This window comes from Acidisarcina sp. (assembly GCA_035539175.1).
Taxonomy (GTDB): Bacteria; Acidobacteriota; Terriglobia; order Terriglobales; family Acidobacteriaceae; genus JANXZS01.
The window spans coordinates 556,612-579,797 of sequence record DATLIY010000007.1; the positions used below are offsets into that span (position 1 = coordinate 556,612).

Annotated in this window: 21 protein-coding genes; 4 read left to right on the forward strand and 17 right to left on the reverse strand. The window is 59.9% G+C overall.

The features are described from left to right. Nucleotides 1–254: 254 nt before the first annotated feature. The 3 genes from pstS to VM554_05070 form a co-directional block, all read right to left on the reverse strand. On the reverse strand, nt 255–1,262 hold the full coding sequence (gene pstS, locus VM554_05060) for a phosphate ABC transporter substrate-binding protein PstS (GenBank protein HVJ07730.1): 1,008 nt from the start codon (nt 1,260–1,262) through the stop codon (nt 255–257). A 121-nt stretch (nt 1,263–1,383) separates the two neighbouring features. Beyond that, a complete protein-coding gene (locus tag VM554_05065; GenBank protein HVJ07731.1) occupies nt 1,384–3,171 on the reverse strand; it encodes an ATP-binding protein in 1,788 nt (595 codons plus the stop codon). Nucleotides 3,172–3,349: 178 nt separating this feature from the next. Then, complete coding sequence (locus VM554_05070; GenBank protein ID HVJ07732.1) at nt 3,350–4,048, reverse strand: response regulator transcription factor; 699 nt, start codon at nt 4,046–4,048, stop codon at nt 3,350–3,352. Nucleotides 4,049–4,288: 240 nt separating this feature from the next. Here VM554_05070 and VM554_05075 point away from each other — a divergent pair, with 240 nt between their 5' ends. Continuing rightward, the gene (locus VM554_05075) at nt 4,289–4,654 is read left to right on the forward strand and encodes a sulfite exporter TauE/SafE family protein (GenBank protein HVJ07733.1); all 366 of its coding nucleotides are present in this window, start codon (nt 4,289–4,291) and stop codon (nt 4,652–4,654) included. Between the two features lie 21 nt (nt 4,655–4,675). On the opposite strand, the gene bshB1 is transcribed toward VM554_05075, so the two are convergent. Continuing rightward, the gene (gene bshB1 / locus VM554_05080; GenBank protein HVJ07734.1) at nt 4,676–5,398 is read right to left on the reverse strand and encodes a bacillithiol biosynthesis deacetylase BshB1; all 723 of its coding nucleotides are present in this window, start codon (nt 5,396–5,398) and stop codon (nt 4,676–4,678) included. Nucleotides 5,399–5,460: 62 nt separating this feature from the next. After that, complete coding sequence (locus VM554_05085) at nt 5,461–6,867, reverse strand: hypothetical protein (protein ID HVJ07735.1); 1,407 nt, start codon at nt 6,865–6,867, stop codon at nt 5,461–5,463. A gap of 311 nt (nt 6,868–7,178) precedes the next feature. On the opposite strand from VM554_05085, the gene VM554_05090 reads away from it, so the two are divergent. Further along, nucleotides 7,179–9,071, forward strand: coding sequence for a bifunctional homocysteine S-methyltransferase/methylenetetrahydrofolate reductase (locus tag VM554_05090; GenBank protein HVJ07736.1), 1,893 nt, complete (start codon nt 7,179–7,181; stop codon nt 9,069–9,071). 12 nt (nt 9,072–9,083) lie between these two features. Beyond that, the gene (gene xseB / locus VM554_05095; GenBank protein ID HVJ07737.1) at nt 9,084–9,305 is read left to right on the forward strand and encodes an exodeoxyribonuclease VII small subunit; all 222 of its coding nucleotides are present in this window, start codon (nt 9,084–9,086) and stop codon (nt 9,303–9,305) included. A 92-nt stretch (nt 9,306–9,397) separates the two neighbouring features. Here the strand turns inward: xseB and VM554_05100 are convergent, their stop codons facing one another. From VM554_05100 to dcd, 5 genes are all read right to left on the reverse strand, one after another. Continuing rightward, nucleotides 9,398–10,036, reverse strand: a complete 639-nt coding sequence (locus VM554_05100) for a hypothetical protein (GenBank protein HVJ07738.1) — start codon at nt 10,034–10,036, stop codon at nt 9,398–9,400. Nucleotides 10,037–10,040: 4 nt separating this feature from the next. After that, entirely contained in the window at nt 10,041–11,042 is a 1,002-nt protein-coding gene (gene lpxD / locus VM554_05105) for a UDP-3-O-(3-hydroxymyristoyl)glucosamine N-acyltransferase (GenBank protein HVJ07739.1), read from the reverse strand. Nucleotides 11,043–11,144: 102 nt separating this feature from the next. Next, nucleotides 11,145–12,056, reverse strand: coding sequence for a lysophospholipid acyltransferase family protein (locus tag VM554_05110; GenBank protein ID HVJ07740.1), 912 nt, complete (start codon nt 12,054–12,056; stop codon nt 11,145–11,147). Nucleotides 12,057–12,188: 132 nt separating this feature from the next. Further along, entirely contained in the window at nt 12,189–12,884 is a 696-nt protein-coding gene (locus VM554_05115; GenBank protein ID HVJ07741.1) for a lipid-binding SYLF domain-containing protein, read from the reverse strand. 465 nt (nt 12,885–13,349) lie between these two features. After that, entirely contained in the window at nt 13,350–13,904 is a 555-nt protein-coding gene (dcd, locus tag VM554_05120; GenBank protein HVJ07742.1) for a dCTP deaminase, read from the reverse strand. Nucleotides 13,905–14,089: 185 nt separating this feature from the next. Between dcd and VM554_05125 the strand changes: the two genes are divergently transcribed. Next, nucleotides 14,090–14,392 carry an HU family DNA-binding protein gene (locus VM554_05125; GenBank protein HVJ07743.1) on the forward strand — a complete coding sequence of 101 codons (303 nt, stop codon included), beginning with the start codon at nt 14,090–14,092 and terminating at the stop codon, nt 14,390–14,392. 8 nt (nt 14,393–14,400) lie between these two features. On the opposite strand, the gene priA is transcribed toward VM554_05125, so the two are convergent. The 7 genes from priA to VM554_05160 form a co-directional block, all read right to left on the reverse strand. Next, a complete protein-coding gene (gene priA / locus VM554_05130) occupies nt 14,401–16,881 on the reverse strand; it encodes a primosomal protein N' (GenBank protein ID HVJ07744.1) in 2,481 nt (826 codons plus the stop codon). 164 nt (nt 16,882–17,045) lie between these two features. After that, nucleotides 17,046–17,921, reverse strand: a complete 876-nt coding sequence (locus tag VM554_05135) for a uracil-DNA glycosylase (GenBank protein ID HVJ07745.1) — start codon at nt 17,919–17,921, stop codon at nt 17,046–17,048. 1 nt (nt 17,922) lies between these two features. Then, on the reverse strand, nt 17,923–19,164 hold the full coding sequence (gene coaBC, locus VM554_05140) for a bifunctional phosphopantothenoylcysteine decarboxylase/phosphopantothenate--cysteine ligase CoaBC (GenBank protein HVJ07746.1): 1,242 nt from the start codon (nt 19,162–19,164) through the stop codon (nt 17,923–17,925). Nucleotides 19,165–19,265: 101 nt separating this feature from the next. Continuing rightward, nucleotides 19,266–19,496, reverse strand: a complete 231-nt coding sequence (rpoZ, locus tag VM554_05145; protein HVJ07747.1) for a DNA-directed RNA polymerase subunit omega — start codon at nt 19,494–19,496, stop codon at nt 19,266–19,268. 12 nt (nt 19,497–19,508) lie between these two features. Next, entirely contained in the window at nt 19,509–20,243 is a 735-nt protein-coding gene (gmk, locus tag VM554_05150; protein HVJ07748.1) for a guanylate kinase, read from the reverse strand. A 56-nt stretch (nt 20,244–20,299) separates the two neighbouring features. Further along, nucleotides 20,300–21,274, reverse strand: a complete 975-nt coding sequence (locus VM554_05155; GenBank protein ID HVJ07749.1) for a YicC/YloC family endoribonuclease — start codon at nt 21,272–21,274, stop codon at nt 20,300–20,302. 8 nt (nt 21,275–21,282) lie between these two features. Then, the gene (locus VM554_05160) at nt 21,283–23,136 is read right to left on the reverse strand and encodes an ABC transporter ATP-binding protein (protein HVJ07750.1); all 1,854 of its coding nucleotides are present in this window, start codon (nt 23,134–23,136) and stop codon (nt 21,283–21,285) included. Nucleotides 23,137–23,186: the final 50 nt, after the last annotated feature.

Genomic DNA, 23,186 nt, shown 5'->3' on the forward strand with positions numbered 1-23,186 from the left:
ATGGCCGCGAGTCCGACGATGACGCGGTCAGGTCCGCTCGGTGAGGTGTTTCCGGTTGACCGGCCACAGGAACTTCCTGAAATCTAATTTTCACCACTATCAAAGCTACCTGTTTCAGGTAAACAGGAGGTTAAACGCACTGAGAAATCAGCCAATTGGAGGCACAATCGAACTTCGAGCAGGCTCGCCTGATCCTACAACAAAATACGGGGCATCCGCACGGGCGGATGCCCCGTAACCAGTTCTCAGCGTTTTTACTGCAGTCCGTTGATGGTTCCGCGAACCTTGTCCGCGACAGACTTGGGAAGCGGTGCATAGTAAAGGCCAGCTGCTTCCGACTGCCCATGATCGAGCATCCACTGCAGGAAGTCCTTGATTACCTTACCCTTAGCTGCATCCTGGGCCTTGACCGGAATCAAGAGCCAGGTGAAGCTTGAGATGGGATAAGCTTCCTTGCCAGGAGCATTGGTGATCGATACACGATAGTCTGCCGGCATCGTCTTGACGCTGGCCGCAGCCTCGGTCACGCCAGCAATGCTGCCGCTGACCCAGTTCCCAGCCGCATTGCGAATCGCGCCATAAGGAATCTTGTTCTGCAGCGCATAGATGAGCTCAACATAGCCCACCGCACCTGGCATCTGCCGAACCATACCGGCGATCGCCTCGTTCCCCTTGCCGCCGATACCCTTCGGCCAGTTCACAGCGGTGCCTTTACCCGGGCCGCTCTTCCAGTCGTTGCTCACCTTGGAGAGGTAATCCGTGAAGATATACGTCGTGCCGCTGCCGTCCGAACGGTGAACCACAAAGATTTCCTGGTTCGGCAGCTTCACTCCAGGATTATCCTTCGCAATCCGAGAGTCGTTCCAGTTGGTGATCTTTCCCAGGTAGATCTCCGCCAGAACATCAGGAGCAAACTTCAACCCCTGTCCAACACCGGGCAGGTTGTAGATGGGAACAACGGCACCCAGCACGGTTGGGATATGGAGCAGCTTCACTTTGGACTCAGCCAACTGAGCATCGGACATTGGGCCGTCACTGGCGCCAAAGTCGACAGTGCCCACGGTAACCTGGCGGATACCGCCGCCGCTGCCGATGGACTGATAGTTGATCTGGACGCCCTGATGCGACGCGCTGTATTCGCTAAACCATTTAGAATAAATCGGATATGGGAACGTAGCCCCGGCTCCGTTAATCTTTTGCGCAAAACTGGAAGTCGCTGCAAACACTGTAAGTGCCGCAACAAGAAAAAATTTCTTGCTCACTGATTCCCCCCTATAGGAAGTCATATTCATTCTTGGATCGAATTGTTAACAGCGATTTACATTCACGTGAAAAAGCAAGGAAAAGCCTTACCTTGTTGCCGCCAAGATAAAGAAAATAAACCTACTTCTCCCCTTCCATCTCCACGCCTGGCTGTGTGGAGCGCGGTGTTGCGAGTGGCAGGGTGAAGATGAAAGTCGCGCCCGAACCCAGTTCACTCTCGACCCAGATGGTCCCCCCATGCGCCAGAACAATATGCTTGGAGATCGCCAACCCAAGTCCGGTCCCTCCCGACTCTCGCGATCGCGCTTTATCCACCCGGTAAAAGCGCTCAAAGATACGATTGAGATGCTCGGAAGCGATTCCAGGGCCAAAGTCCTGCACTAGAAACTCCACAACATCTTCCCGCAGGCGCGCTCCGACGACAACACGGCCGCCCGACTTGCCATACTTCATCGCGTTCTCAATCAGATTGCCGAAAACCTGATTCAGGGCATCCGCATCTGCCAGCACCAGGGCTTCTGTACTTTCCCCCTCCACCATCATCACTTCGGAATCGATCACCATCCCGGCCAGTGATTCAATGGCATCCTCCACCAGCGCTGACGCCTTCACCGGAAGCGGGCGAACCTTGTAGTCGCCCGACTCCACGCTGGCAAGCGCCAGCAGGTCCTCGGTAAGGCGATTCATCCGCGTTGCATTCTTCAGGATGATGGTCATAAACTCGCGCGCCTGGTCTTCGCGGATCCTGGGCTCCTCGAGCAGCGTCTCCACATAGCCGGAAATCGAGGTCAGCGGGGTCCGCAACTCATGGGAAACATTGGCGATAAAATCCCGGCGGGTCTTCTCGGCGCGTTCAATTTCGGTCACATCGTGCAACACGGCAACGGCACCGCCGCCCGGTGTGGGTGCAGCGCTGATCTCGAAGATCCTGCCTGGGGCAACGGAGGTGGCGCGTCCCCTCGTGACCGCCCGATTGCGCAGAGCGCCTTCCACGCAGATAAGCACTTCGGGGTCGCGAATGGTGTGCACCAGGGATTCTCCCTCCCTGACCGCGTGGGGAGCGATACGCCGCATTACGGCATTCGACCAGCTCACCTGCCCCTGAAATGTAACGGCGATAACCGCCTCCTGCATGCTGTCCATCAGGGCGGTCAGCTCCCTGCGGCTGCTTTGCAGGTCGTTGAAGCTCTTCTCCAGGCGCGCCGCGGTTGCATCCAGCGCATGCGCTACCTCGGAAATCTCATCGAGGCTGCCCTCTTCTACGCGCGCCGTCAGGTCCCCAGAGTCAATGCGATGTGCAAAGGTAACAATTCGCCGAAGCCTGTGCGAGATACGCTGCGCCAGCAGTGCGGAAAGCAGTATGGCGAAGGCAAGGGATAGCAGGGAGGCCAGCAGGATATCGCGACGCAACACTCCCAGGACGCTATAAACCTCGCCCAGAGAATACGCAAGATCCACGATCCGATCGCCGTCTGCCCCAGACCTGCCGCTATCCCTGCCACGATCCAGGACAGCAACGTACAGCATTCCATCGCGTTCCGACCGGCCCGTCTGCCGCTTGCGTTCGATTACGTCTCGGATTTCCGCCGATGTGACGCTGACCTGCGCCGGGCTCGACTCCCGGGATGGCACCGACTGGGCCAGCAGATGCCCCTGACCATCGAGCAGGGTGACTGCCGCGCCGGCGACTCCGGCCTGCTGGCGAACCCTTTCCTCCAGGCTGGCGGATGGATCTTCCGCGCGAAGCTCGCTGGCGACAAGCCTCGCCTTAGTGACCAGCGAACGCTCAGCCTGCTCGTGGAGCGAATGCTCCACAATGCGGCGCAGAGAGAAATCGAGAATAGCCGTCCCCAGCAAGAGAACGAGGACGAACAGAAATAGCAGCTTGGTAAAGACCCTTCCACTCACGACGGTGTTCCCCGCCCATCCCGGAGCCTGCGATCAGGCCCTCATGTACCGCATGATCCAACCTGGAGCGTTTTCACAGACAGTGTAAGCCTGCGACCGCCCGAAGCACCTGCGTTTTCTGCAAGCAGCGGCGCACGATCGGCGGATGCCGCCACGCTGCCACCCTCAAAAACGCCGATCAAGCGAGGCGAGGAACCTCGAAGCGATATCCGGCACCGCGAACCGTCTTCAGATATCTCGGATTTTCCGGATCTGTCTCAATCTTTTCGCGAATGCGGCGGACGTATACATCCACCGACCGCGGCGTGACAAAGCGGGCATCTCCCCATACCGCATCCAGCAGGTGATCGCGGCTGAAGACGCGTCCGGGATGCCTGGCGAGGTAGTCCAGAAGGCGGAACTCCGTGGCCGTCGTCGTCGTCAGTTCTCCGCGAACCCGCAGTTGCATGGCGCTCGCATCGATATTCACATCCTCAAAGCTGATGACAGAAGGAGATGTGGGACGCTCGAAGCGCCGCAGCACAGCTTTAACCCTGGCAACCAGTTCGCGGGTGGCAAAGGGTTTGGTGATGTAGTCGTCCGCACCCAGCTCCAGGCCCAGCACTCGGTCATTCTCTCCTGCACGGGCAGTAAGAAAGATAATCGGAACGGTGCTCAACGCAGCATGGCTTCGCAGACGGCGGCAAACATCCAGCCCATCTCCGCCGGGCACCATGATATCCAGCAGAAAGAGCGCCGGGGGCTGCCGTTCGGCATCCGCAACGACGTTGGCGGGGGTTCCATAGACGCGAACCGTGAATCCGGCGGCCTCAAGATGGTGCTGTACGAGACGGGAGATGTCCGTATCATCCTCAAGAACGAAAACAGTCTGGCTCAACCCTGGCCCCTCATTCCTCGCAATTTTTTTGTTTCAGAGTGTACAGCAACAAGTTACAGGTTATGCGAGGATGCCAACAGCGTACCGCATCCCGGCGAAGGAATTGCAAACGTTTCATGAATACTACCGGGAGGGGAGCGCTTCGGCTACCGCTGGCCACCGCCTCCACCCGGCTCCTCCATTAAGATCGAGCCAGCTGGATTTGCGGCCACCGGACGGGGCCTGAAGGACAGGATCGTGATGACTCTGCTTGCTTTATTGATTGGAGTGCTGGTGGGAGCCTTCTCCGGCGTGGTCGGACTTGGCGGCGGCATTCTTATGGTTCCCGCGCTGGTCTACTTCTTCCACATGAGCCAGCACCGCGCCCAGGGCACTTCCCTCGCAGCCATGCTGGCGCCGGTCGGCATCCTCGCCTTCCTGGAATACTACAAAACCGGCAATGCGGACCTGAAAACCGGCCTGTTGCTGGCCGCAGGCTTTACCGTAGGCGCCTACTTTGGAGGAGCGAGCGCACAGCATATTCCGGAGCTGATGCTGCGCCGCATCTTTGCTGCCACGCTCATCGCCGTGGGGATCCGAATGCTCTTCACCAAAACAATCGGCTAAATGGAATGATGACAGACACCTCTATATGGATTGCACGGGGAGAAGCGTCAGGTCGTCGACCAATCCAACTTCTTTTTGGACAAATGGCTCCGCATACCGCACACCGCCCAGCAGCCCGTAGTGTCGCGCCTCGGAGAAGGTTCGTTCGCGAATTTCCTCCTCCGGCACAAATAACCCGCCGCCCTGAGACTGATTCGCATACTGCGAGCGATAGGCCAAAAGGGAGGCGAAGCGCTGCTCGATAAAGTCCGTGATATCGACTACGAAGCTGGGGCGGACATCCGCGTAGAGGCTGGCATACACAATCTTGAAAGGTCGATGCGGCGCAGTGCCGGTATCGATTTTCGCCAGGCCGGAGAGGAAGCAGGCTTCATAACCAAGCGTCGAGGTGGTGTAGTGGTCCGGATGGCGGCCCTGCCCGATGGGAAGGATCACAACCCGCGGCCGAAGCCTGCGCAAAACCCGCGCCACCTTCAGTTTATTTTCAAAATTATTTTCTACGCGACAATCGGGCAGGTCCAGGGCCTCACGCCAGCCGACATTCAGGATGCGCGCCGCTTCCTGCGCTTCCGCTCCGCGCTCCGCCGCCGTGCCGCGTGTGCCTGCTTCTCCCTGCGTCAGGTCAAGAATCGCAGTACGGAGTCCCAGAGACGCCATGCGCAGCAGCGTGCCGCCGCAGGTCTGCTCCACATCGTCGCGGTGTGCGGCAATGGCGAGAACATCGGCGGAAAAATCTTCAGTCATGGAGAAGAAAACCGCTGGATTGCAGGGATTCGGGCGCGGGTTGCCATCCGCGCCCGACGCTACTAATACGTCGTGTTATTGCCGTTGCTGCCGGCGTCCATGTAGGCCACATCGTAGACCGTGCCCGTAACCGTCACCTGAGAGTTATCCAGTTCATGGCCATCGACCGTCGAGTAGATGTGAATCTGCCCGCCCTCGGCGACGTAAAGCTTGTGCAGCAAAGTCACTGCCGCCAACCCGGTCAGGTCGCCCTTGAAGGAATCAAACTGCACGGTCTTCGCCACGGTATCGAACTTCACCAGGCAGCCCTTGGCCTTGTCCGCCGAGGTCGAGGCGCTGCCGAGATAGCGTTCGCCCTCCTGGCAAAGCGTGGAACCGATCCATAGCGTATTGTCGTCCGCCAGAATCATTTTGCTATGCGTGCCGTCGGCAATTCCGTATTGTCCGGTGACCTTCTGCCCTGCGGCATCCAGCACCGTGAGATTGCCGGAGAAGAGCCCATCCGGCTGCAACTGCTGTCCGGCGAGATACAACGTGTTGCCGTCCGCCAGGGCGTTCGTCGCTCCACCGGGTATCAGAACGGTGCCCGTCAAATCCAGGCCGGAACCGGGCGGTATGGGTCCCTTGCCGCTATCGACGATCACGCCCGCAGTGGGCAGGTAGCTGACGCTGGACTGGCTGCCACCGCACTCCGGTCCACAGTTGAGGACGTAGGCTGTGCTGCCATCGGGAGAAAAGACAGCCTTTGTCGGGCGATCAAATTGAATCGGAGCGCCTGCCTTATTCACCACCGGAACGACGCAATAGATCGGCAGATTCTGCGGTTCGCAGTCCACCGCGTTGGATGGGCCCGGCTCATTCGCCTGCAGGTGAACCACGCTGTAGACCGTATTGCTGTTTTGCACAAAAGCCAGGACCGTAGTGCCCGCCGGATTTACCGAAATACGGAAGATACCGGGCAGATTGAGGTAATAGCTCCTGGAGCCTACGCGATCGAGAACGGTAAGCACATGAGACTGCTGATTGGCCGCATAGACAAACTTCAGGTCCTGCGTAATGAAGATGCTGGACGATGGTCCGGACAGCCCAGGCAAGCCGGACTGCGCAGCCTCGGTCGAATAATCCGCGAGCACGAGGCTTCCATCGCCGGAGTTGTAGATCGCGCCGGTCTGGTGCTCCGGTATGTTCTGAATGGTGGCAGGTTGCGCGCCGCCAAACCCGCTGATGGAGAACTGCGGAATCTTGTCGTCGTAGCTGTGGCGGATGTCATAGTAGGCATCTACAAACATCAGCTCACCTTTATTGAAGGCGCCAGGATTCTGGATCGCGACCAGCACGCGATTCTTCAGCCTGCTGGGAGGCAACGTGCGCCCGGCAAAATAGTAGTTGTTACCGCAGCCGGTTATGAGAAAAACAGCACAGCACAGCGCTGCACAGAGCCAGACAAGGAGTCCACTTCTCTTATTCAAACCTTTAGACCTCACCCACTAGGGGACAAACCGAGAAAACTAAGTATAACAAAGCGAAGGGATCGTCTTCGCTGCCGACAGCCAGTGGCGGCGAAGCCCTCCACGATGTTGCAGCAGGCTCCGCAGACGTGGCTATTCCAGAAGAGGCGAGGGCCGTCATTTTAAGGAGTTACGGACCGGACACGCCTGCACGCCGCGGGATAACCCTTGGGAATGTCTGCGCACCGCGCTCGCCATTTCGGAGCCAAGGTTTCCTCGCAAGGCCGCTCGCTGTAAATTGGATCACAGGCCCACCCAGGGAAAGCGACCTCATGACGAATCGACTGAAGGACATATTCGAAAGCCGCACGGTTCTGTGCGATGGTGCCATGGGCACCGCTCTGTACTCCCGCGGCATCTTCATCAATCGCTGCTTTGATGAGCTGAACCTGTCGGACCCGGAACTGGTACGCACCATCCACGACGAGTATCTGCAGGCTGGCGCGGAGATTATTGAGACCAACACGTTTGGTGCAAACTCCTTCCGGCTGCAGCGCTATGGATTGCAGGATCGCGTCTTTGAGATCAATAAGGCGGGCGCGATGCTGGCTCGCAAGGCTGTCGCACAGATCGAGGACAAGCAAGCCGCGCGAGCTTTTATTGCAGGTTCTATCGGGCCGCTGGGCCAGGTGCTCGAACCCCTCGGGAAGGTGGGACTGGACGAGGCTCGTGCTGCGTTTGCCGAACAGATTCGAGGATTGGTCGCAGGCGGTGTTGACCTGCTGGCGATTGAGACCATGCCAGCCTTGAATGAGGCGGAGCAGGCTCTCCGGGCTGCGCGCGAGGTCGCGCCCGATCTCCCCGTGCTGGTGATGATGACGATAGACGAAGATGGCAATTGCCTCGATGGAACGACTCCCGAGACCGCGGCCGCACGTCTGACGGAATGGGGAGCCGATGCGATCGGATGCAATTGCAGCGTCGGCCCGGCCACCGTGTTGACCGCCATCGAACGCATGGCTGCGGTTACCGATCTGCCGCTCGCTGCCATGCCGAATGCTGGAATGCCCCGCGCCATCGAGGGCCGCAACATCTACCTCTGCTCGCCGGAATACATGGCCAGCTTTGGACGCAAATATCTCAAGGCCGGAGTGCAGTTCATTGGCGGCTGCTGCGGCACCACGCCGAACCATATCCGCGCCATGAAGTCCGCGTTCCGGGCCGTGGACGCACAAAAGGTAAGCACCACCGGCTCTGCGAAGGAGCCGATCGTGAGCGAAACGACGCCGGCGCCCCTGGCCGAGCGTTCGCTTATTGGCAACCTCATCAGCCGTGGCGAATTTGTAACTATGGTTGAGATCGTTCCACCACGCGGCATCTCCTGCACCAAGGAGATTGAGGGTGCGCGTCTGCTGGCGGCGCTCGGCGTGCATGCCATCAATGTCCCCGATTCACCGCGCGCCTCGGCACGCATGAGCGCGCAGAGCCTGTGCATCCAGATTCAGCAACACACCGGCATTGAGACCATCCTGCACTACACCTGCCGGGACCGCAATCTGCTCAGTATTCAATCCGACCTGCTCGGCGCATCGTCGATCGGCCTGAAGAACATACTCTGCCTGACGGGCGATCCACCCAAGCTCGGCAACTATCCCGATGCCACCGCTGTCTTTGACGTGGATGCCATCGGGCTCGTGAACATCGTACGCCGCCTGAACCACGGCCTCGATATCGGAAGCAACCCCATCGGCGCTTCTACCGGCTTCACCATTGCGGTGGCGGCAAATCCCGGAGTTCCCGACATCGAGAACGAAATTCGACGCTTTGCCCTCAAGGTGGAAGCGGGCGGCGAGTACGCAATCACCCAGCCCGTCTTCGATCTGCGTCTGCTGGAACAGTTTCTCAAGCGGATTGAGAGCTTCCGCATTCCTGTCATCGCGGGCATCTGGCCGCTCACCAGCCTGCGCAATGCGGAGTTCATGAAGAACGATCTGCGCGTCTCCATGCCGGATGAGATCATGGCGCGGATGCAGAAAGCGGACACGCCGGAGCTATCGCGGGTCGAGGGCATACGCATCGCGCAGGAGATGCTGGCCGAGGTACGACCGATGGTCGAAGGCACACAGGTCAGCGCGCCCTTTGGACGCTACTCAGCCGCCGCGGAGGTGATTGCAGCCGTGCTTCCCTCCGTGCCCGATCCAATCTCTACCATCTCCCCACAGTAAAGAGGAACTGCGTTGGCGACATTTGAAGAGCAACTGAAGCAACTGGAAACCATCGTCGATCAACTCGAGCGGGGAGACCTGCCGCTCGAGGACTCCATCAAGCTATTTGAAGACGGGGTGCGCCTGTCCAGCGCCTGCAAGCAGGAGTTGGAAGCCGCCGAAGGCAAGGTGCAGATCCTGCTCAAACAGAAAGATGGTTCGATGAAAACGGAGCCGTTCCCCAGCGACACCTAGCGCGCCGTGCTTCTCTGCGGTTCCTGGGCCTCGCCGTGCCTTGCCTACTATGCTCCAACCCCTCTACGTTCCAAACCTCGCCATATTTGCCCCTATGTTCGACTTCTGGGGAACGACGCCACACCGGCCAGCCGTTCGCGCACAAAGGCCAGCAGCTCCACGGACTGGTAATCCGGTGCTGCGAGGACAAACTGCGGTTTCGTTTCAATCAGAGTGTAGACTTCTGCCGGCCAGAGGTTTTGACGCCGCACCGGCTTATTCGATCGCCACAGGATTGCATCGGCACGCTCAAGAAACAGATTGGCCGACGCCTTGAAGTCCACCGTGCCGGGATCGAGCACCGTCAGGTAAAGATGCGGGTGGAGAAACTCCATCACGCTGTTCGATTCGATGATGGCGTTCTCCGCCGCTGCGCATTCGGCGCGCAATCGCGGCATCGCATCCTGCAGGCTGCCGGGGTGCGTGCGTACAAGAAACGACCGCGCCGCGCCGGCATACAGATATCGTGCGCTGTCCTTGCCGGAGGTGCGGTTGGTCTCCTCCGTGAAGGAGGCCGTGTGCTGTGCGGATACGCAATCGCAGCGCAACGATTTGCCGTCGCAGATCTGGTGGCCATGCTGCGTAATCTTAAAGGCTGCCCAGTGCATCTCCGGCAGGCTCGCAATCAGGCTCGCAACGACTGAAGTTTTCCCGATGTTGCGCGAATTTCCTCCCACGACAACCACTGCCATGTTGCTACTCCCGCCCCTTTCGTGTCAGCCGTCCCAGCGTAGCCAACTCCCGCAGATACTGCTTGACCGGCTTAGCCGGAGTTCCCCAGAACAGCACTCCTGGACCAACCAGATGCTTGTGCGGCAAAACGCCCGCCTGGCCGCCGAGGATAACGCCGTCCCCAACGCTGGAGTGGTCCCCCATGCCGACCTGGCCGCCCAGCATCGCTCCATCGCCGACGCTGCACGACCCGGAGATCCCAGTAAGCGAGGCAATCACAACATCGGAGCCGATGCGGCAGTTGTGCCCGATGTGAACCAAATTATCGATCTTGGTGCCGTGCCCGATGCGCGTCTCTTCGAGTGCGCCGCGGTCGATCGTGGTGTTGGCGCCAATCTCTACACCGTCTTCGAGCACCAGCGTTCCCTGCTGCGGAAACTGCAGATACTCACCCGTTACGGGATCGCGCACATAGCCAAACCCATCCGCTCCCAGCACGGCTCCCGCATGCACAACCACCCGGTTCCCCAGCGTCGTTCCCGGATAGAGCACGGCTCGCGGATAGATTCTGCAGTCGTCGCCGATCACCACCCCCTGGCCGATCACCGCTCCCGCGCCGATGCTGCTGCGGCGACCAATGCTCGCGTCCTCTCCGATCACGGCGCCAGCCTCGACGCTCACCTCCGCTCCAAGCCTTGCGCTCGAGGCGACCACAGCGGAGGCGTGAATCCCGGTCCAGCGCCGCCCCTCACGCAGCAAAGCGGCTGCCTGCGCAAAATGCAGCCGGGGATGCTTCCCAACCAGAAGCGGCTTTCCTCCCGGAACCTGCGCTGCGAGCGCCGCCGTGGTCAGCACTGCTGCCGCGCCAGAGGAGAACGCCGTCTGCAACGACTCCTCATCCTCTGCGAATACCAGCGCATTCGGGCCTGCGGTCTTGCTGCTGGATACCGAACGAATTTCGGGATTGCCAGCGCCATTCTGCAGCTCGAGATCCAGCAGAGCTGCGAGTTCAGAGAGTGATTTCATAAAGTATTCCGGGCCATTGGGGTGAAGTCGTAGATGCCTAAAGAAGTGTAGATCACCATCTGCGGATCAAAGCAGCCAGCGGGATTATCTGGTCCAACGGGGTTATCTCGTATAGATGGGCGGCTCGCCCTCGGGCCGCGTCTTCCAGCGGCGATGCACCCAAAGCCACTGATCGGGATAGCGCCGAATATACTCCTCCGTAACCCGTGCAAAGAGTGCGGTGTTGGCGAGAATGTCCTGCTCGGCGTCTCCCGTCTGCTGCAGTTCAAGAATCTTGCCAAAGTGCAGCACATACTTCTGCTCCGACTCCTCCCACAGAAGGAACCCAGGAAGCACGGCAGCGCCCGTCTTTAACGCCACACGCGCTAATCCAGAGGCGGTGCATGCAGCCCGGCCAAAAAAATCGACAAAGACCCCCTGGGGAGGAGTCATGTTCGTGTCCATCAGGATACCCACTGTTTCGCCGCGCCGCATCGCGGTCAGCAGCCCGCGCGCAAAATCATCCTTGTCCACGACATGATTGCCGTGCAGGCAGCGAATTCGATTTACCAGCAGATCCACCCCGGGATTGTCCAGACGCCGGATGACCATGGTCATGGGATACCCCATCAGCGAGTGGTAAAAGCTGGAGAGCTCCCACGCGCCCAGATGCCCGGTCAGCACCAGCACGCCCTTACCTGCCTCACGCGCGGCCAGGTAGTTCTCCAGCCCTTCATAGCGCAGAAAACTGCGCGTATTCTCGCGGGTATAGCGCGGCATCTGGCAGAATTCGGCGAGCAGCCAGCCAAGGTTGCGATACAGGCGGCGCAAAAGCGCATCCTTCTCTTCGGCAGCCATCGCCGGGAATGCGATGCCGAGGTTCTGGCGCCCAACGCTCCTCAGGCGCCCAAGGATGCGAAACGCAATTGCGCCAATGCCTGCGCCAATGCGGCGGGCCACACGGCGCGGCAGCAGTCTCAACAAGCGGACAAGGATCCAGACCGCCGCCAGCTCCAATTTTTCACGTATCGACAAGATTGGGACCAGTGTAACGGTTCAAACGAGGAAAGGCGACGGCACAAGCTATCCTCGGACTGAAACCCTGCTCTGGAAAGGAAAAGGGCAGAGGCCTCGTGGCCTCTGCCCCTGTGTCCCGTTAAGAAGCGGCTACTTGGTATTTTGTGCCTGGACGAAATACTTGGCTACCGTGCGAACGAAGGGCTTGGCATTGTCCGGAACGGCAACCTCTCCCTTCAGGATCGACTCCGCGGTATGGCCATGACCATAGTAGGCAATGGTGTCGTCATCGCTCTGGCTGACCGACGCGCCATTCAGATCGATACCGGCAAACAATCCCTTGCTGCGAGAGTATGTAAGTAGTTCGGCGCTCAGCTTCCAATCCGTTGCGGCCTGCGAATTACGCCCTACCGGGCCAGCCGAAGCCGCTGCGTCGGCACCGATCTTGAACTTGCTCTTCAGCAGATCCTGAAAACCCTTATCGTTGACTGCAACCAGAACCAAGTCCGTCGATTGACCGCCGATCTGGAAGCCGAATGAGCCGCCGGCAAGGGTAATAAATGCAGGAGCGCTCCAGCCGTGTCCAGTGCGGCAGGTAACTACACCCCGACCATACTCACCGCCGATCACAAACGCACCTTTCTTCAGACCGGGAATGACGCCCACACAGGTCGCCATCTGCAGGATGTTCAAGGGGATAGATTTGTCGCTCGTCTCCATGATCTGATCCATCACCGACTTCGCATTGGCCAGACGCTGGTCAATCGTGGCTTTGTCGCTGGCGGCGTTGGCAGACAGGGGCAGCATTACCCCTGCTAGACACAGTAGCGCTATTATCTTCTTCATCTTTCATCTCTCCTGGATCCGGCTCTGGGTGCCGACTGCACTCAAGCCAACTCCCTCGTATTTTCGATGCAAGGGCTGCGCCTGATTATCCCACGCGGCATTTGCATGCTCGTAACACGCTCAAGCTAGTTAGGATGCAGGATCGATGGGCAGGGTATGCGGAGGGGAGAGAGGAAAAAAGTGGGGCTTTCCCAGAAGCGGATTACCGCTATCAGAGGGAAGCCCCTTCCCCAGATCTGCGTTGTTTCTACAACTGGTATAGCCCTCCCAAGGTAACGCAACAATGGCACGAAAGTACCATGCACTATGGTAATCATCTTCTAGTGCCTTTCTTGCTACTGCGAATCTCATCCAGAATTCCCGCAATTTGCCTTCTTCCGGCCTGATTTCCGCACAAGTTAAAATCGGCTTACCTCTGAAGAGGCAAGCCGATTGGTTGAGAAGAATGCCTGGCTGCGGAGCGGACTACAGCTTCGGAAGCACGATTCCCTGCTGGTTCTGGTATTTGCCCTTACGATCCGCATAGCTGACCTCGCAAGGTTCATCCGAGCGGAAGAAGAGAATCTGGCACAGGCCCTCATTGGCGTAAACGCGTGCCGGCAGCGGCGTGGTGTTCGAGATCTCCAGCGTTACGTAGCCCTCCCACTCCGGCTCAAAGGGCGTCACGTTCACAATGATTCCGCAGCGGGCATAGGTGGATTTGCCCACGCAAATCGTCAGCACATCGCGCGGGATCTTGAAGTATTCAATCGACCGGGCCAATGCGAACGAGTTTGGCGGGATAATCACCGAGTCTGCCTGGACGGTGACAAACGAGCGTTCGTCAAAGTTTTTTGGATCGATGATCGCGCTGTTGACGTTGGTAAAAATCTTGAATTCGTCGGAAACTCGCAGGTCGTACCCATAGGAAGACAGGCCGTAGGAGATGACCCCTTCCCGAACCTGCTTTTCACTGAACGGGGTAATCATGGCGTGGGTCAGCGCCTGCTCCCGGATCCAACGGTCACTCTTAATCGACATGCTTCTCCTTGAACTTGAAAATCTGACATCGCCGGATAAGGCTCTCCGGCCTCAGTTACATGCTATCTGAACGGATACTGCATCTTACGAGAGACTGCCTGCGTTGACAATCCGGGCAAAGTTCCCTAGCATCAGCGCAAGTGGGCGATATCGAGAACCACTACTGAAACCGTGAGGCGAATACGTTGATTAAACAAGACATAATTCATCACGTAATCGAGAGGACCGGCCTACCGCGCAACAAGGCAGAGGTCGCGGTCGACACGGTCTTTGAAAGCCTCAAGAAGGCTCTGGCTGCCGGAGATCGGATCGAGCTGCGAGGCTTTGGCGTCTTTAACGTGCGGCCACGCAAGACGGGCATCGGCCGCAATCCGCGCACTGGCGCGGAAGTGACCATCACGCCTGGCAAGGCGGTGCGCTTCAAGCCCGGCAAGGAGCTTCACCTGCTGGACGACAAGGAAAAGACCGCCGCCAAGCCGGAAGAATAGGTCCCCGACTACATCAGGTTCACTGGGTCAACATCCAGGATCAGCGCCTTGCGAGGAATCCCCTGCGCTTCCGCCTGCGCCAGAGTGGCCCGAAGCGCTCGAGCCAGCGCCGGACGATTGTCTGCCTTGAGCACCAGGTGGAAGCGGTAAATCCGCTTGAGGCGCACGATAGGCGCCGCCGCCGGACCGAGGATGCGGATGTGTTCCAGCGGCGTGGAGAGGAGCCACTTCCCCAGGCTGGACGACCAACCCGCTGCCTCTTCCAGTCGCGGGCTCTGGATCATGATGTTGGCAAGCACGCCAAAGGGTGGATAGTGCATCCACTTGCGGTACTGCAACTCCTTCCTCACAAAGCCGTCGTAGTCATGCCCTGATGAGAAGTGAATTGCATAATGATCCGGGTGGTAGGTCTGCACCAGCACAGTTCCCGGCAACTCTCCGCGCCCTGCCCGTCCGGAGACCTGGGTGAGAAGCTGGAAGACTCGTTCAGCGGCTCGGAAATCCGGCAGCGTCAGCGCAAAGTCGGCTCCCACGACGCCTACCAGCGTTACACCGTGGATGTCGTGGCCCTTGGCGATCATCTGCGTGCCCACCAGCAGGTTGATCTCGCCGGAGTGCAGCTTGCCCAGCAGCCGCTCCATGTCGTAGCGGCCGCGCACGGTATCCCGGTCCATGCGGCCGATGCGCGCATTTGGAAAGATCTCCTGCAGCCGTTCCTCACCCTGCTGCGAGCCAGCACCTAGAAAATAGAGATGCTCGCTCTCACACTTGGGACAGACCTTCGGCACGGGCCGCCGATAGCCGCAGTAGTGGCACTCCAGCCGCTGACCGGCGTGGGCATGGGCATCGCCCTCGGGCAGTTGCTTGTGGTAGGTCAGCGCAATGGCGCAGTTCTCGCAGTCCAGCTTTTCTCCGCACGCCCGGCACATCACCACGAAGGAATAGCCGCGCCGATTGAGCAGGATGATGACCTGTTCTCCGCGGTCAAGCGTTGCCTGCGTCTGCTGGATGAGCGCGCGTGAAAAGATGCTCTCCTGGCCAGTCTCCTGGAATTCGCGCCGCATATCGACCAGTTCCACTGCAGGCAGCGGACGGTTGGCGACTCGTTCCTTCATCTCGATGCGCGTGTACTTGCCGCGCAGCGTGTTCTGCCACGACTCCAGCGACGGAGTGGCCGACCCCAGCACCACTGTTGCCCCGGCGAGCTTGGCCCGCATAACCGCTACATCGCGGGCATGGTAGCGCGGCGTCTCCTCCTGCTTGTAGCTGGAGTCGTGCTCCTCGTCCACCACAATCAGGCCGAGATTCGCGACCGGCGCAAAGACCGCGGAGCGGGTTCCTACAACGATCTGCGCTTCTCCGTTGCGGATGCGATGCCACTGCTCGGAGCGCTCATCGGGAGTCAGCGCGGAATGCAGCAGCGCAACATGGCTGCCGAACGCAGAGTGAAGCTGCGCGGCCATCGCGGGCGTCAGCCCGATCTCCGGCACCAGCAGGATCGCCGAGCGTCCGCAGTCCAGCGCTCTCTGCATTGCGGCAAGATACACAGCGGTCTTGCCCGAGCCGGTAACGCCATGCAGCAGGAAGGGCCGGAAACCGCCACTGGCCAGCGGCGCCGAAATCTCCTGCAACGCGAGGTATTGCGCCGGGTTCAGCGTATGCGGAGCCGCCGACCCTACCCTGGAAAGGTGAAACTCCGCGGGCCGATCCTCAATACGCACCAGGGATTTCTTCACCAGCGTGGCCAGGGTTGAGTTCGGCACAGCAAGTTCGCGCAGCTCGCTCACCGCCAACTCACCGCCCGCTCCAGCAAGTTCGGCCAGGATTAGCTGCTGATTTTCGTTGAGCCGGGGAAGGCGCGTCGCGGCCTCCGGGCCAGCAGGAACCAACACGGCGTAGCGAACCAGCCTGCGAGCATCGCGTTGCGCCGCGGCGGTCTCACGGACGATCCACTTCTTGCGCGCCATCCCTGAGAGCAACGCGGCCGTGGCCGAGGTGGCCGAGCGCAATGTGCCGATGCGAACCGCCTCGCCATGCTCCAGAAAATTCAGCACGCGATATTCGGTGTCCTGCTCCTCCTCCGGCAGTCGCGAACGGCGGGAGCTTCCCTGCTGCGAACTCTCATAGAGGACTTTGCGGCCCGCATCCCCCATGCGATAGAGCACGTGCGTGCGCACCTCCGCCATCAGCGGCAGCATGGTGCGGAGCACTTCCCCGAGCGGAGCAATGTAGTAGCGGCTGACCCATTGGGCCAGCTCCATCAACTCCGCAGACAGCACCGGCTCCGCGTCCATCACGGATTGGATTGGCTTGGCCGTTACCGGAGGCGGCTCATCATGCAGCCGCGTGACAACGCCGATCATCTTCTCGTTGCGGAACGGCACTACAACGCGGCAGCCCACCTCAGGCACGCCCGCCTGCTCCCCTACGGCATACGTAAAGGTGCGATCAAGCGGCACGGGAAGAGCGATATCGCAGAAGGCAGGCATCAGAGGAAAGACTCAGGGAACAGCCGTAGAGGTTCATCCTGAAGAATGAGTTGTCGTTGCTCTCCGGCAGAAGCTCGAAACCGCAGAGACCGAAATTGTAAGCACGCCATCGGCAACCGGACAGCTCCGATCCCTGTTCCCTCAGCCATGTCGCTATTCCTGCCTTACTCCCCCTTGGCTGGCGGATTAAGCCCCAGTTCATGCATAGCGATCTGCAGATCCTTCCACGCCTCTTTCTTCTGCCGGGGATCGCGCAGCAGATAGGCAGGATGATAAGTCACAATCAACCGCGCACCGCGCACCGAGTGCAGGTGGCCGCGCAGGCTGTTCAGCGGACTTTTCGCGCCCAGCAGATAAGTGGCCGCTGTGGCACCCAGGGCAACGATCACCTCGGGACGCACGATGTCGATCTGCCGAAACAGGAACTGAGAACACGTGTGCGCCTCGTCGGGCTCCGGCACTCGGTTCCCCGGTGGCCTGCACTTCACGATGTTTGCAATGTAGACCTGCTCACGGCTGAGCCCCATGGCATGAATCATGTTGTTCAGCAACTGGCCGGCTCTGCCGACAAAGGGCAGGCCCTGGGCGTCTTCATCGGCTCCGGGCCCTTCGCCTACAAAGAACAGGCGCGCATTCGGGTCTCCGTCGCCGAAGACGATCTTGTTGCGCCCCTCGGAGAGTGCGCAGCGGGTGCACTCGCCGATCTCCTGCTGGATGACGGCGAGGGCCTGGGCGCGGTCAGCGGGCAAAACGGCAGCGGCTATCGCGGGTGCGGCGGGGAAAGGCTTGCGTACAGGAATCTCGTGCTCCTCAACTACGGCTGGAATGGTTGCGACACTGGAAATTGCAGAAACATGTGTAGAGATGGGAACGGCAGTCGCGGAGACGGCTTCGATTGCCGCCGCTTCAAGCAGCGGCGACTCCGCCAGCGGCTCTCCCCGGCGATAAAAGTCGAAGATGCCAAGATCGCGATAGTACTGCACGCGTGCGGCCAGCTGTGCTTGCCGATCCTGTCCTGAGTCCGGCGGATTCACAGGCATCCTAATCCCGCGGCGCGACGTGGGCGCCCGTCTCGGTAATGACAGAGAGCGGACGGCGCAGCGCCAGGGTCTCGTCTAGAATCCGGTCCGCCAGATGGCGCTTTGCCATCTCAGGGAAGTCGATCGCGGTCTGCGGCGTCAGGAACGTCGCCGCGTTGCGGTCGGAGTCAAAGCCCACGCCAGGACGCCCAACATCGTTCAGCACAATGGCATCCACGCCCTTGCGCAGCAGCTTGTCGCGACCGAACTGCAACGCATTTTCCGTCTCTGCGGCAAATCCCACCACCAGCGTTCCCGGCCTGCGCTGCCGCACCACTTCCGCCAGGATATCTTCTGTGGGAATCAGTTCGAGTGTTAGAGGGCCGCTGCGCTTGAGCTTCTGCTCGGCACGAACGACAGGACGATAGTCCGCCACCGCTGCAGCCTTAACCACAATAGTTGCCTGGTCCAGTTGCCCGAGCACGGCGGAGCGCATCTCGTCTGCGGTCACCACGGGGATCACTTCACAGTTGGCAGGTGGCTGCAACACCGTAGGCCCGGAGACAAGAATGACCCGCGCACCGCGGCTCTGTGCCGCTTCCGCAACAGCGTAGCCCATCTTTCCGCTGGATCGGTTTCCCAGGAAACGCACGGGGTCGATGGCTTCGCGCGTTCCGCCGGCGGTCACCAGGACCACTTCGCCCGCCAGATCGTTGCGGCGATTCAGGGTCTGCAATACTTGTTCGGCAATGATCTCCGGCTCCGCCATCCGGCCATCGCCAATCATGCCGCAGGCAAGGTATCCGCTTCCCGGCTCGATGACCTGCACGCCGCGATTCCTCAATATCTCCAGGTTTGCGACAGTGGCCGGATGCTGCCACATATTGACGTTCATCGCAGGTGCGGCGAGCACCGGCGCCGTGGTCGCAAGGTACATCGTCGAGAGGAAGTCATCCGCGATTCCGTGGGCGAATTTAGCCAGGACATTCGCAGTCGCCGGAGCAACCACGAGCGCATCGGCCCACTGCGCCTCGGAGATGTGCTGAATTGCCGCATCCAGATCGGACTCCGCCGATCCTGAGGACCATAGCCCAGTGATGACCTTATGCCCCGTCAGGGACGCAAAGGTAAGCGGCTGAATAAACTCCCGCGCCGCCTCCGTCATAACAACGTGTACATCCAGAGCCTGGCGCTGCAGTGCGCGAACCAGTTCGGCAGCCTTATAGGCAGCGATTCCGCCACAGACTCCAACAGTGACCTTCATAGGGTGATTGTACCGCGCGCCGCCCGCACGTGACTCTGCAGAAACCGCTTCGTTTCCGTTGGCGGAACAAGTCCCCTCAAAAACGGCCGGGCTTCGCGATCCTAGCTGTCCGCGAGGATCGGTATGGTGGCAGCTTCGATCTCCGGCTTATGGATGGGAGTGGGTTTGATGTATCCCACTTTGCCCGCTGCGATCTCTTCCTGGGCTACCCTGCAGGCTTTACTGGAGCGGGTTGGCACCAGGGGCTGAGATCCGCACTGCAACTGGCGTGCCCGGCGGGCTGCTACGAGAACATAGCTATAACTGCTGTCGAATCCTTGCTCGAGCTTCATAAGAATCGCCTCCTAGGAATCTAACGTGGTTCGATTGGGGACGCATTGCGGCTCTGTTTCCACGAGCCCAAATGAGGCTAAAACCGGCCTCAGCCGCTCCATCGAATTTCGTTGCCGGCAAGCTTCGGCGATTGCTATCTGCCGAGCTGCTTCGGTATCGATCGTGCCGCCGCTCCTGCGAATACGCTCCGAGGAGACAATGGCTGCCAATTCTTCGACCGCACGATCCAGTATGTCGTTGACCAAAATATAACCGTACTGGCGATAATTCTCAATTTCCTGTCTCGCCTTTGCCAGACGGCGCCCAATTACCTGCTCGTCTATGTGGCCCTCCGCGCGGCTTCGATTGCGCAGACGCGTGGCCAGAATCTCCGGCGTTGGCGGCATCACAAAGATGCTGACAGCATCGGGAATCTTCTCGCGCACCTGGGTAGCACCCTGCACATCGATGTCGAGCAGCAGATCCTTGCCGTCGCGCTCGGCATCGGTCAGCGAGCTGCGCGCCGTACCGTAGTAGTTGCCAAACACATCCGCGTATTCGAGAAACTCCCCTGCCGCGATCATGCGTTCGAATTCTTCGCGCGTGGTGAAGTGATACTCCCGTCCCCCCTCTTCCGATCCACGCGGGGCCCGCGTGGTGTAGGAGACGGAGAACTCCAGCCCGCTTGCGAAGGTGCGGAGTTGATTGACCAGCGTCGACTTCCCCGAACCCGAGGGCGCTGAAATGATGAACAGAATACCTGCCAAGTTTTGATCCCGCCTTCCACTTGCAACTTGCTGCTCAGAAGCTACTCCGGGCAGTTCTACTCCAGGTTCTGCACCTGCTCCCGCGCCTTTTCGATCTCCGACTTCATGCCTAGGCCAAGCTCCGTGATGCCCGGGCCATTGCCCGAGACACCGCTCGTCTTCGAGAGCAGCGTATTGGCTTCGCGGTTCATCTCCTGCAGCAGGAAATCAAGTTTCTTTCCCAATTCGCCACCCGCGTCCAGCATGGAATGGAAATGGTCGATATGCGTGCGCAGACGCGCTACCTCTTCTTCGATATCGCTGCGCTCGGCCAGCAATGCGGCCTCCTGCAGGATCCTGTCCCGCTCAAAGGAGCCACCAACCAGGGCAGCCAGCCGCTCGCTCAGGCGTTCGAAGTACGCATTCTGCACGTCCTGCCGCAGCCCGGAGACGGCATCCACATGCTCTCGCAGACGATCCAGCCCGGCGCGCAACTCCTCCACCAAAGCCCTGCCCTCCAGGGCCCGCATCTCGTTGAGCACGGCCACGACCGGCTCAACCTGCGCGGCAACGGCATCCTCCAGCAATTGCGTCTCGTCCACTTCCGAACGCACGTCGGCGGAGAAAACCCCCGGCAGGCGGAAGATTGCGTTCAAATCCGGTTCTGTGGTCAGCGCGTTTTCCCTGGCTGCCGTGCGGATAGCCGCGACATAGGCGGCAACAAGAGCATGGTCGTATTGCGCCTCCGACCGCGAGGTGCGATCGAGCGTCAGCGTCACCTCGACGTGGCCGCGAAGAATCTGCTGCTTCAGCGTCCTCCGCAACCGCATCTCCAGCGCATCCGCGCCTGCAGGCATGCGCATGTGGAGATCAAGGAATCGATGATTGACGCTTTTCAAGCTGAGGGTGTAGCCCAGGCCATCCGTCACGCGGCCGGAGATACGGGCAAAGCCCGTCATCGAATGTACCGGCAAGGAAGACGCCGGCTGGGTTCTGCTAGAGCGCTCGCGGGTTTCGTTCTTCGGCTCGGGGCTGGTGGTGTTGTCGGTCATAAATTTGTCTACTCGTCGATCGGCTGCGGTTCGTGCAATGGAATGTCGCCGGCATCCGCAAATTGCAGTTGGTAGAGACGCTGATACGTGGGCGAAATCTGCAGCAATTCCTCATGCGGGCCAACTGCGGTGACGCGCCCGTCCTCCAGCACGGCGATGCGCGTGGCGCGCCGCACGGTCGATAAACGATGCGCGATCACCACCGTAGTCCGATCCGTCATCAGGTTGGCAAGAGCGGTCTGCACCAGCAACTCGCTCTCGGTGTCAAGCGCCGAGGTCGCTTCATCCAGAATCAGCAGCGGTGCATTCTTCAACAGGGCGCGTGCAATGGCCAGGCGCTGCCGCTCGCCGCCTGAGAGCCGGAATCCCCGCTCTCCGATGATCGTGTCATAACCCTCCGGCAGGCGAAGGATGAAGTCGTGCGCCAGCGCGGCCCTGGCAGCATCGAGCACGCGGCTCATGGGAACATCCGGCTGACCATAGGCGATGTTGTTCCGCACCGTATCGTTAAAAAGAATCGTCTCCTGCGTTACCTTGGCAATCTGCGCGCGAAGCGAGGCAAGGCTTACATCGCGGACATCGTGTCCATCGACCAGCAGCCGCCCGCTGGTAACGTCGAAGAAGCGTGGAATCAGGTTCACCAGGGTCGTCTTCCCGGAGCCGCTCGGGCCGACCAGCGCGACGACATCGCCCGCGCGCACTTCAAGATTCACGTCGTGGAGAACTTCCTTCTCACCCTCGTCGTCGCTGTAGGAGAAGTCCACGTGGTCAAATTGAATGCACCCGTGAAAGCCCTTCAACACCACCGGATGCGGCTTCTCCCGCACATCGTCCTGCGAGTCCATGAACTCGAAGATGGTGGAGGATGCGCCGAGCGCCTGCTGGAAGCTGTTGTTGAAGAGCGCGAACTTGCGGACCGGATCATAGAGCTTGAAGACGGCGATGATGAACGCGAAGAATGTGCCTTCCGTCATGCTGCCATGCTTGATCTGTCCCCGGCCCACCCACAGCAGCAGCGCGATTGCCACGGCGCCAATCGAATCCATGAGCGGGGAGCTGATGGCCTGGGCGCGAACCGATCGCAGGTTGGCGCGGAAGAGGCGGCGGGCGGCTTTCTTGAAGCGCCTCATCTCCCACCACTCCATGTTGAACGCCTTCACGATGCCATTTCCGACGATGGTCTCGTGCAGAATGTTCTGGATCTCGGCCAGCTTGTCCTGACCGCCCCGCGTCGTCCTCCGGACCTCGCGTCCAATCCTGCGCGCCGAAGTGATGACGACCGGCACGAAGACCAGCAGCACCCACGCCAGCTTGCCTCCGTAGGCAACGACCACCCCGATCGTGAACAGCAGCGTGAAGGCCTGCTGCAAGAACTCCGACAGCACCGAGGACATGGCATACTGCACGCGCTCGATGTCATTGATCAGAGTGGAGAGAATCGTTCCCGTGGTGTGCTTCTGAAAGAAGGAAACGGAGCGCCGAAGGATGGCGTCATAGAGGTCATCCCGCAGATCGGTAATCATGCCGAAACCGGCGTAATTGGTCAGGTAGGTGCCCGCATAGTCGCACAAACCCTTGATCAGCGTGGAGCCCACCAGCGCAACCGCAACCACCGTCCACTCATTATGAAAATAAGAAGGGATCAGTTGCCGCAGATCCAGATGGTAGTGGGTTCCGGGCACGGTGAACAGCATGATCTGATCACTCGGCGTATTGGGGTTCAGGACGCGATCGAAGATGGGACGCACCAGCAGCAGGCGAAAGGCGTCCAGCAGGCCAACGGCGGCCATCAGGATGACGGCGAGCAACGCCTGCGCGGAATACGGGCCAAGATACCGTAGCAGACGCAGAAGGGACTTCAACGGGCGCATCCTTCCGTGCTTCCATCGCTATGCGCGAGGAAGCGTCTCTC

What these genes read in the sequence shown, in the direction of transcription:
- VM554_05135 (HVJ07745.1), bottom strand. Translation starts at nt 17,921, where the DNA reads ATGCCTGTGAATCCGCCGGACTCAGGACAGGATCGGCAAGCACAGCTG.
- VM554_05075 (HVJ07733.1), top strand. Translation starts at nt 4,289, where the DNA reads ATGACTCTGCTTGCTTTATTGATTGGAGTGCTGGTGGGAGCCTTCTCC.
- VM554_05090 (HVJ07736.1), top strand. Translation starts at nt 7,179, where the DNA reads ATGACGAATCGACTGAAGGACATATTCGAAAGCCGCACGGTTCTGTGC.
- rpoZ (HVJ07747.1), bottom strand. Translation starts at nt 19,496, where the DNA reads ATGAAGCTCGAGCAAGGATTCGACAGCAGTTATAGCTATGTTCTCGTA.
- coaBC (HVJ07746.1), bottom strand. Translation starts at nt 19,164, where the DNA reads ATGAAGGTCACTGTTGGAGTCTGTGGCGGAATCGCTGCCTATAAGGCT.
- lpxD (HVJ07739.1), bottom strand. Translation starts at nt 11,042, where the DNA reads ATGAAATCACTCTCTGAACTCGCAGCTCTGCTGGATCTCGAGCTGCAG.
- bshB1 (HVJ07734.1), bottom strand. Translation starts at nt 5,398, where the DNA reads ATGACTGAAGATTTTTCCGCCGATGTTCTCGCCATTGCCGCACACCGC.
- priA (HVJ07744.1), bottom strand. Translation starts at nt 16,881, where the DNA reads ATGCCTGCCTTCTGCGATATCGCTCTTCCCGTGCCGCTTGATCGCACC.
- dcd (HVJ07742.1), bottom strand. Translation starts at nt 13,904, where the DNA reads ATGTCGATTAAGAGTGACCGTTGGATCCGGGAGCAGGCGCTGACCCAC.
- VM554_05155 (HVJ07749.1), bottom strand. Translation starts at nt 21,274, where the DNA reads ATGACCGACAACACCACCAGCCCCGAGCCGAAGAACGAAACCCGCGAG.
- VM554_05115 (HVJ07741.1), bottom strand. Translation starts at nt 12,884, where the DNA reads ATGAAGAAGATAATAGCGCTACTGTGTCTAGCAGGGGTAATGCTGCCC.
- VM554_05100 (HVJ07738.1), bottom strand. Translation starts at nt 10,036, where the DNA reads ATGGCAGTGGTTGTCGTGGGAGGAAATTCGCGCAACATCGGGAAAACT.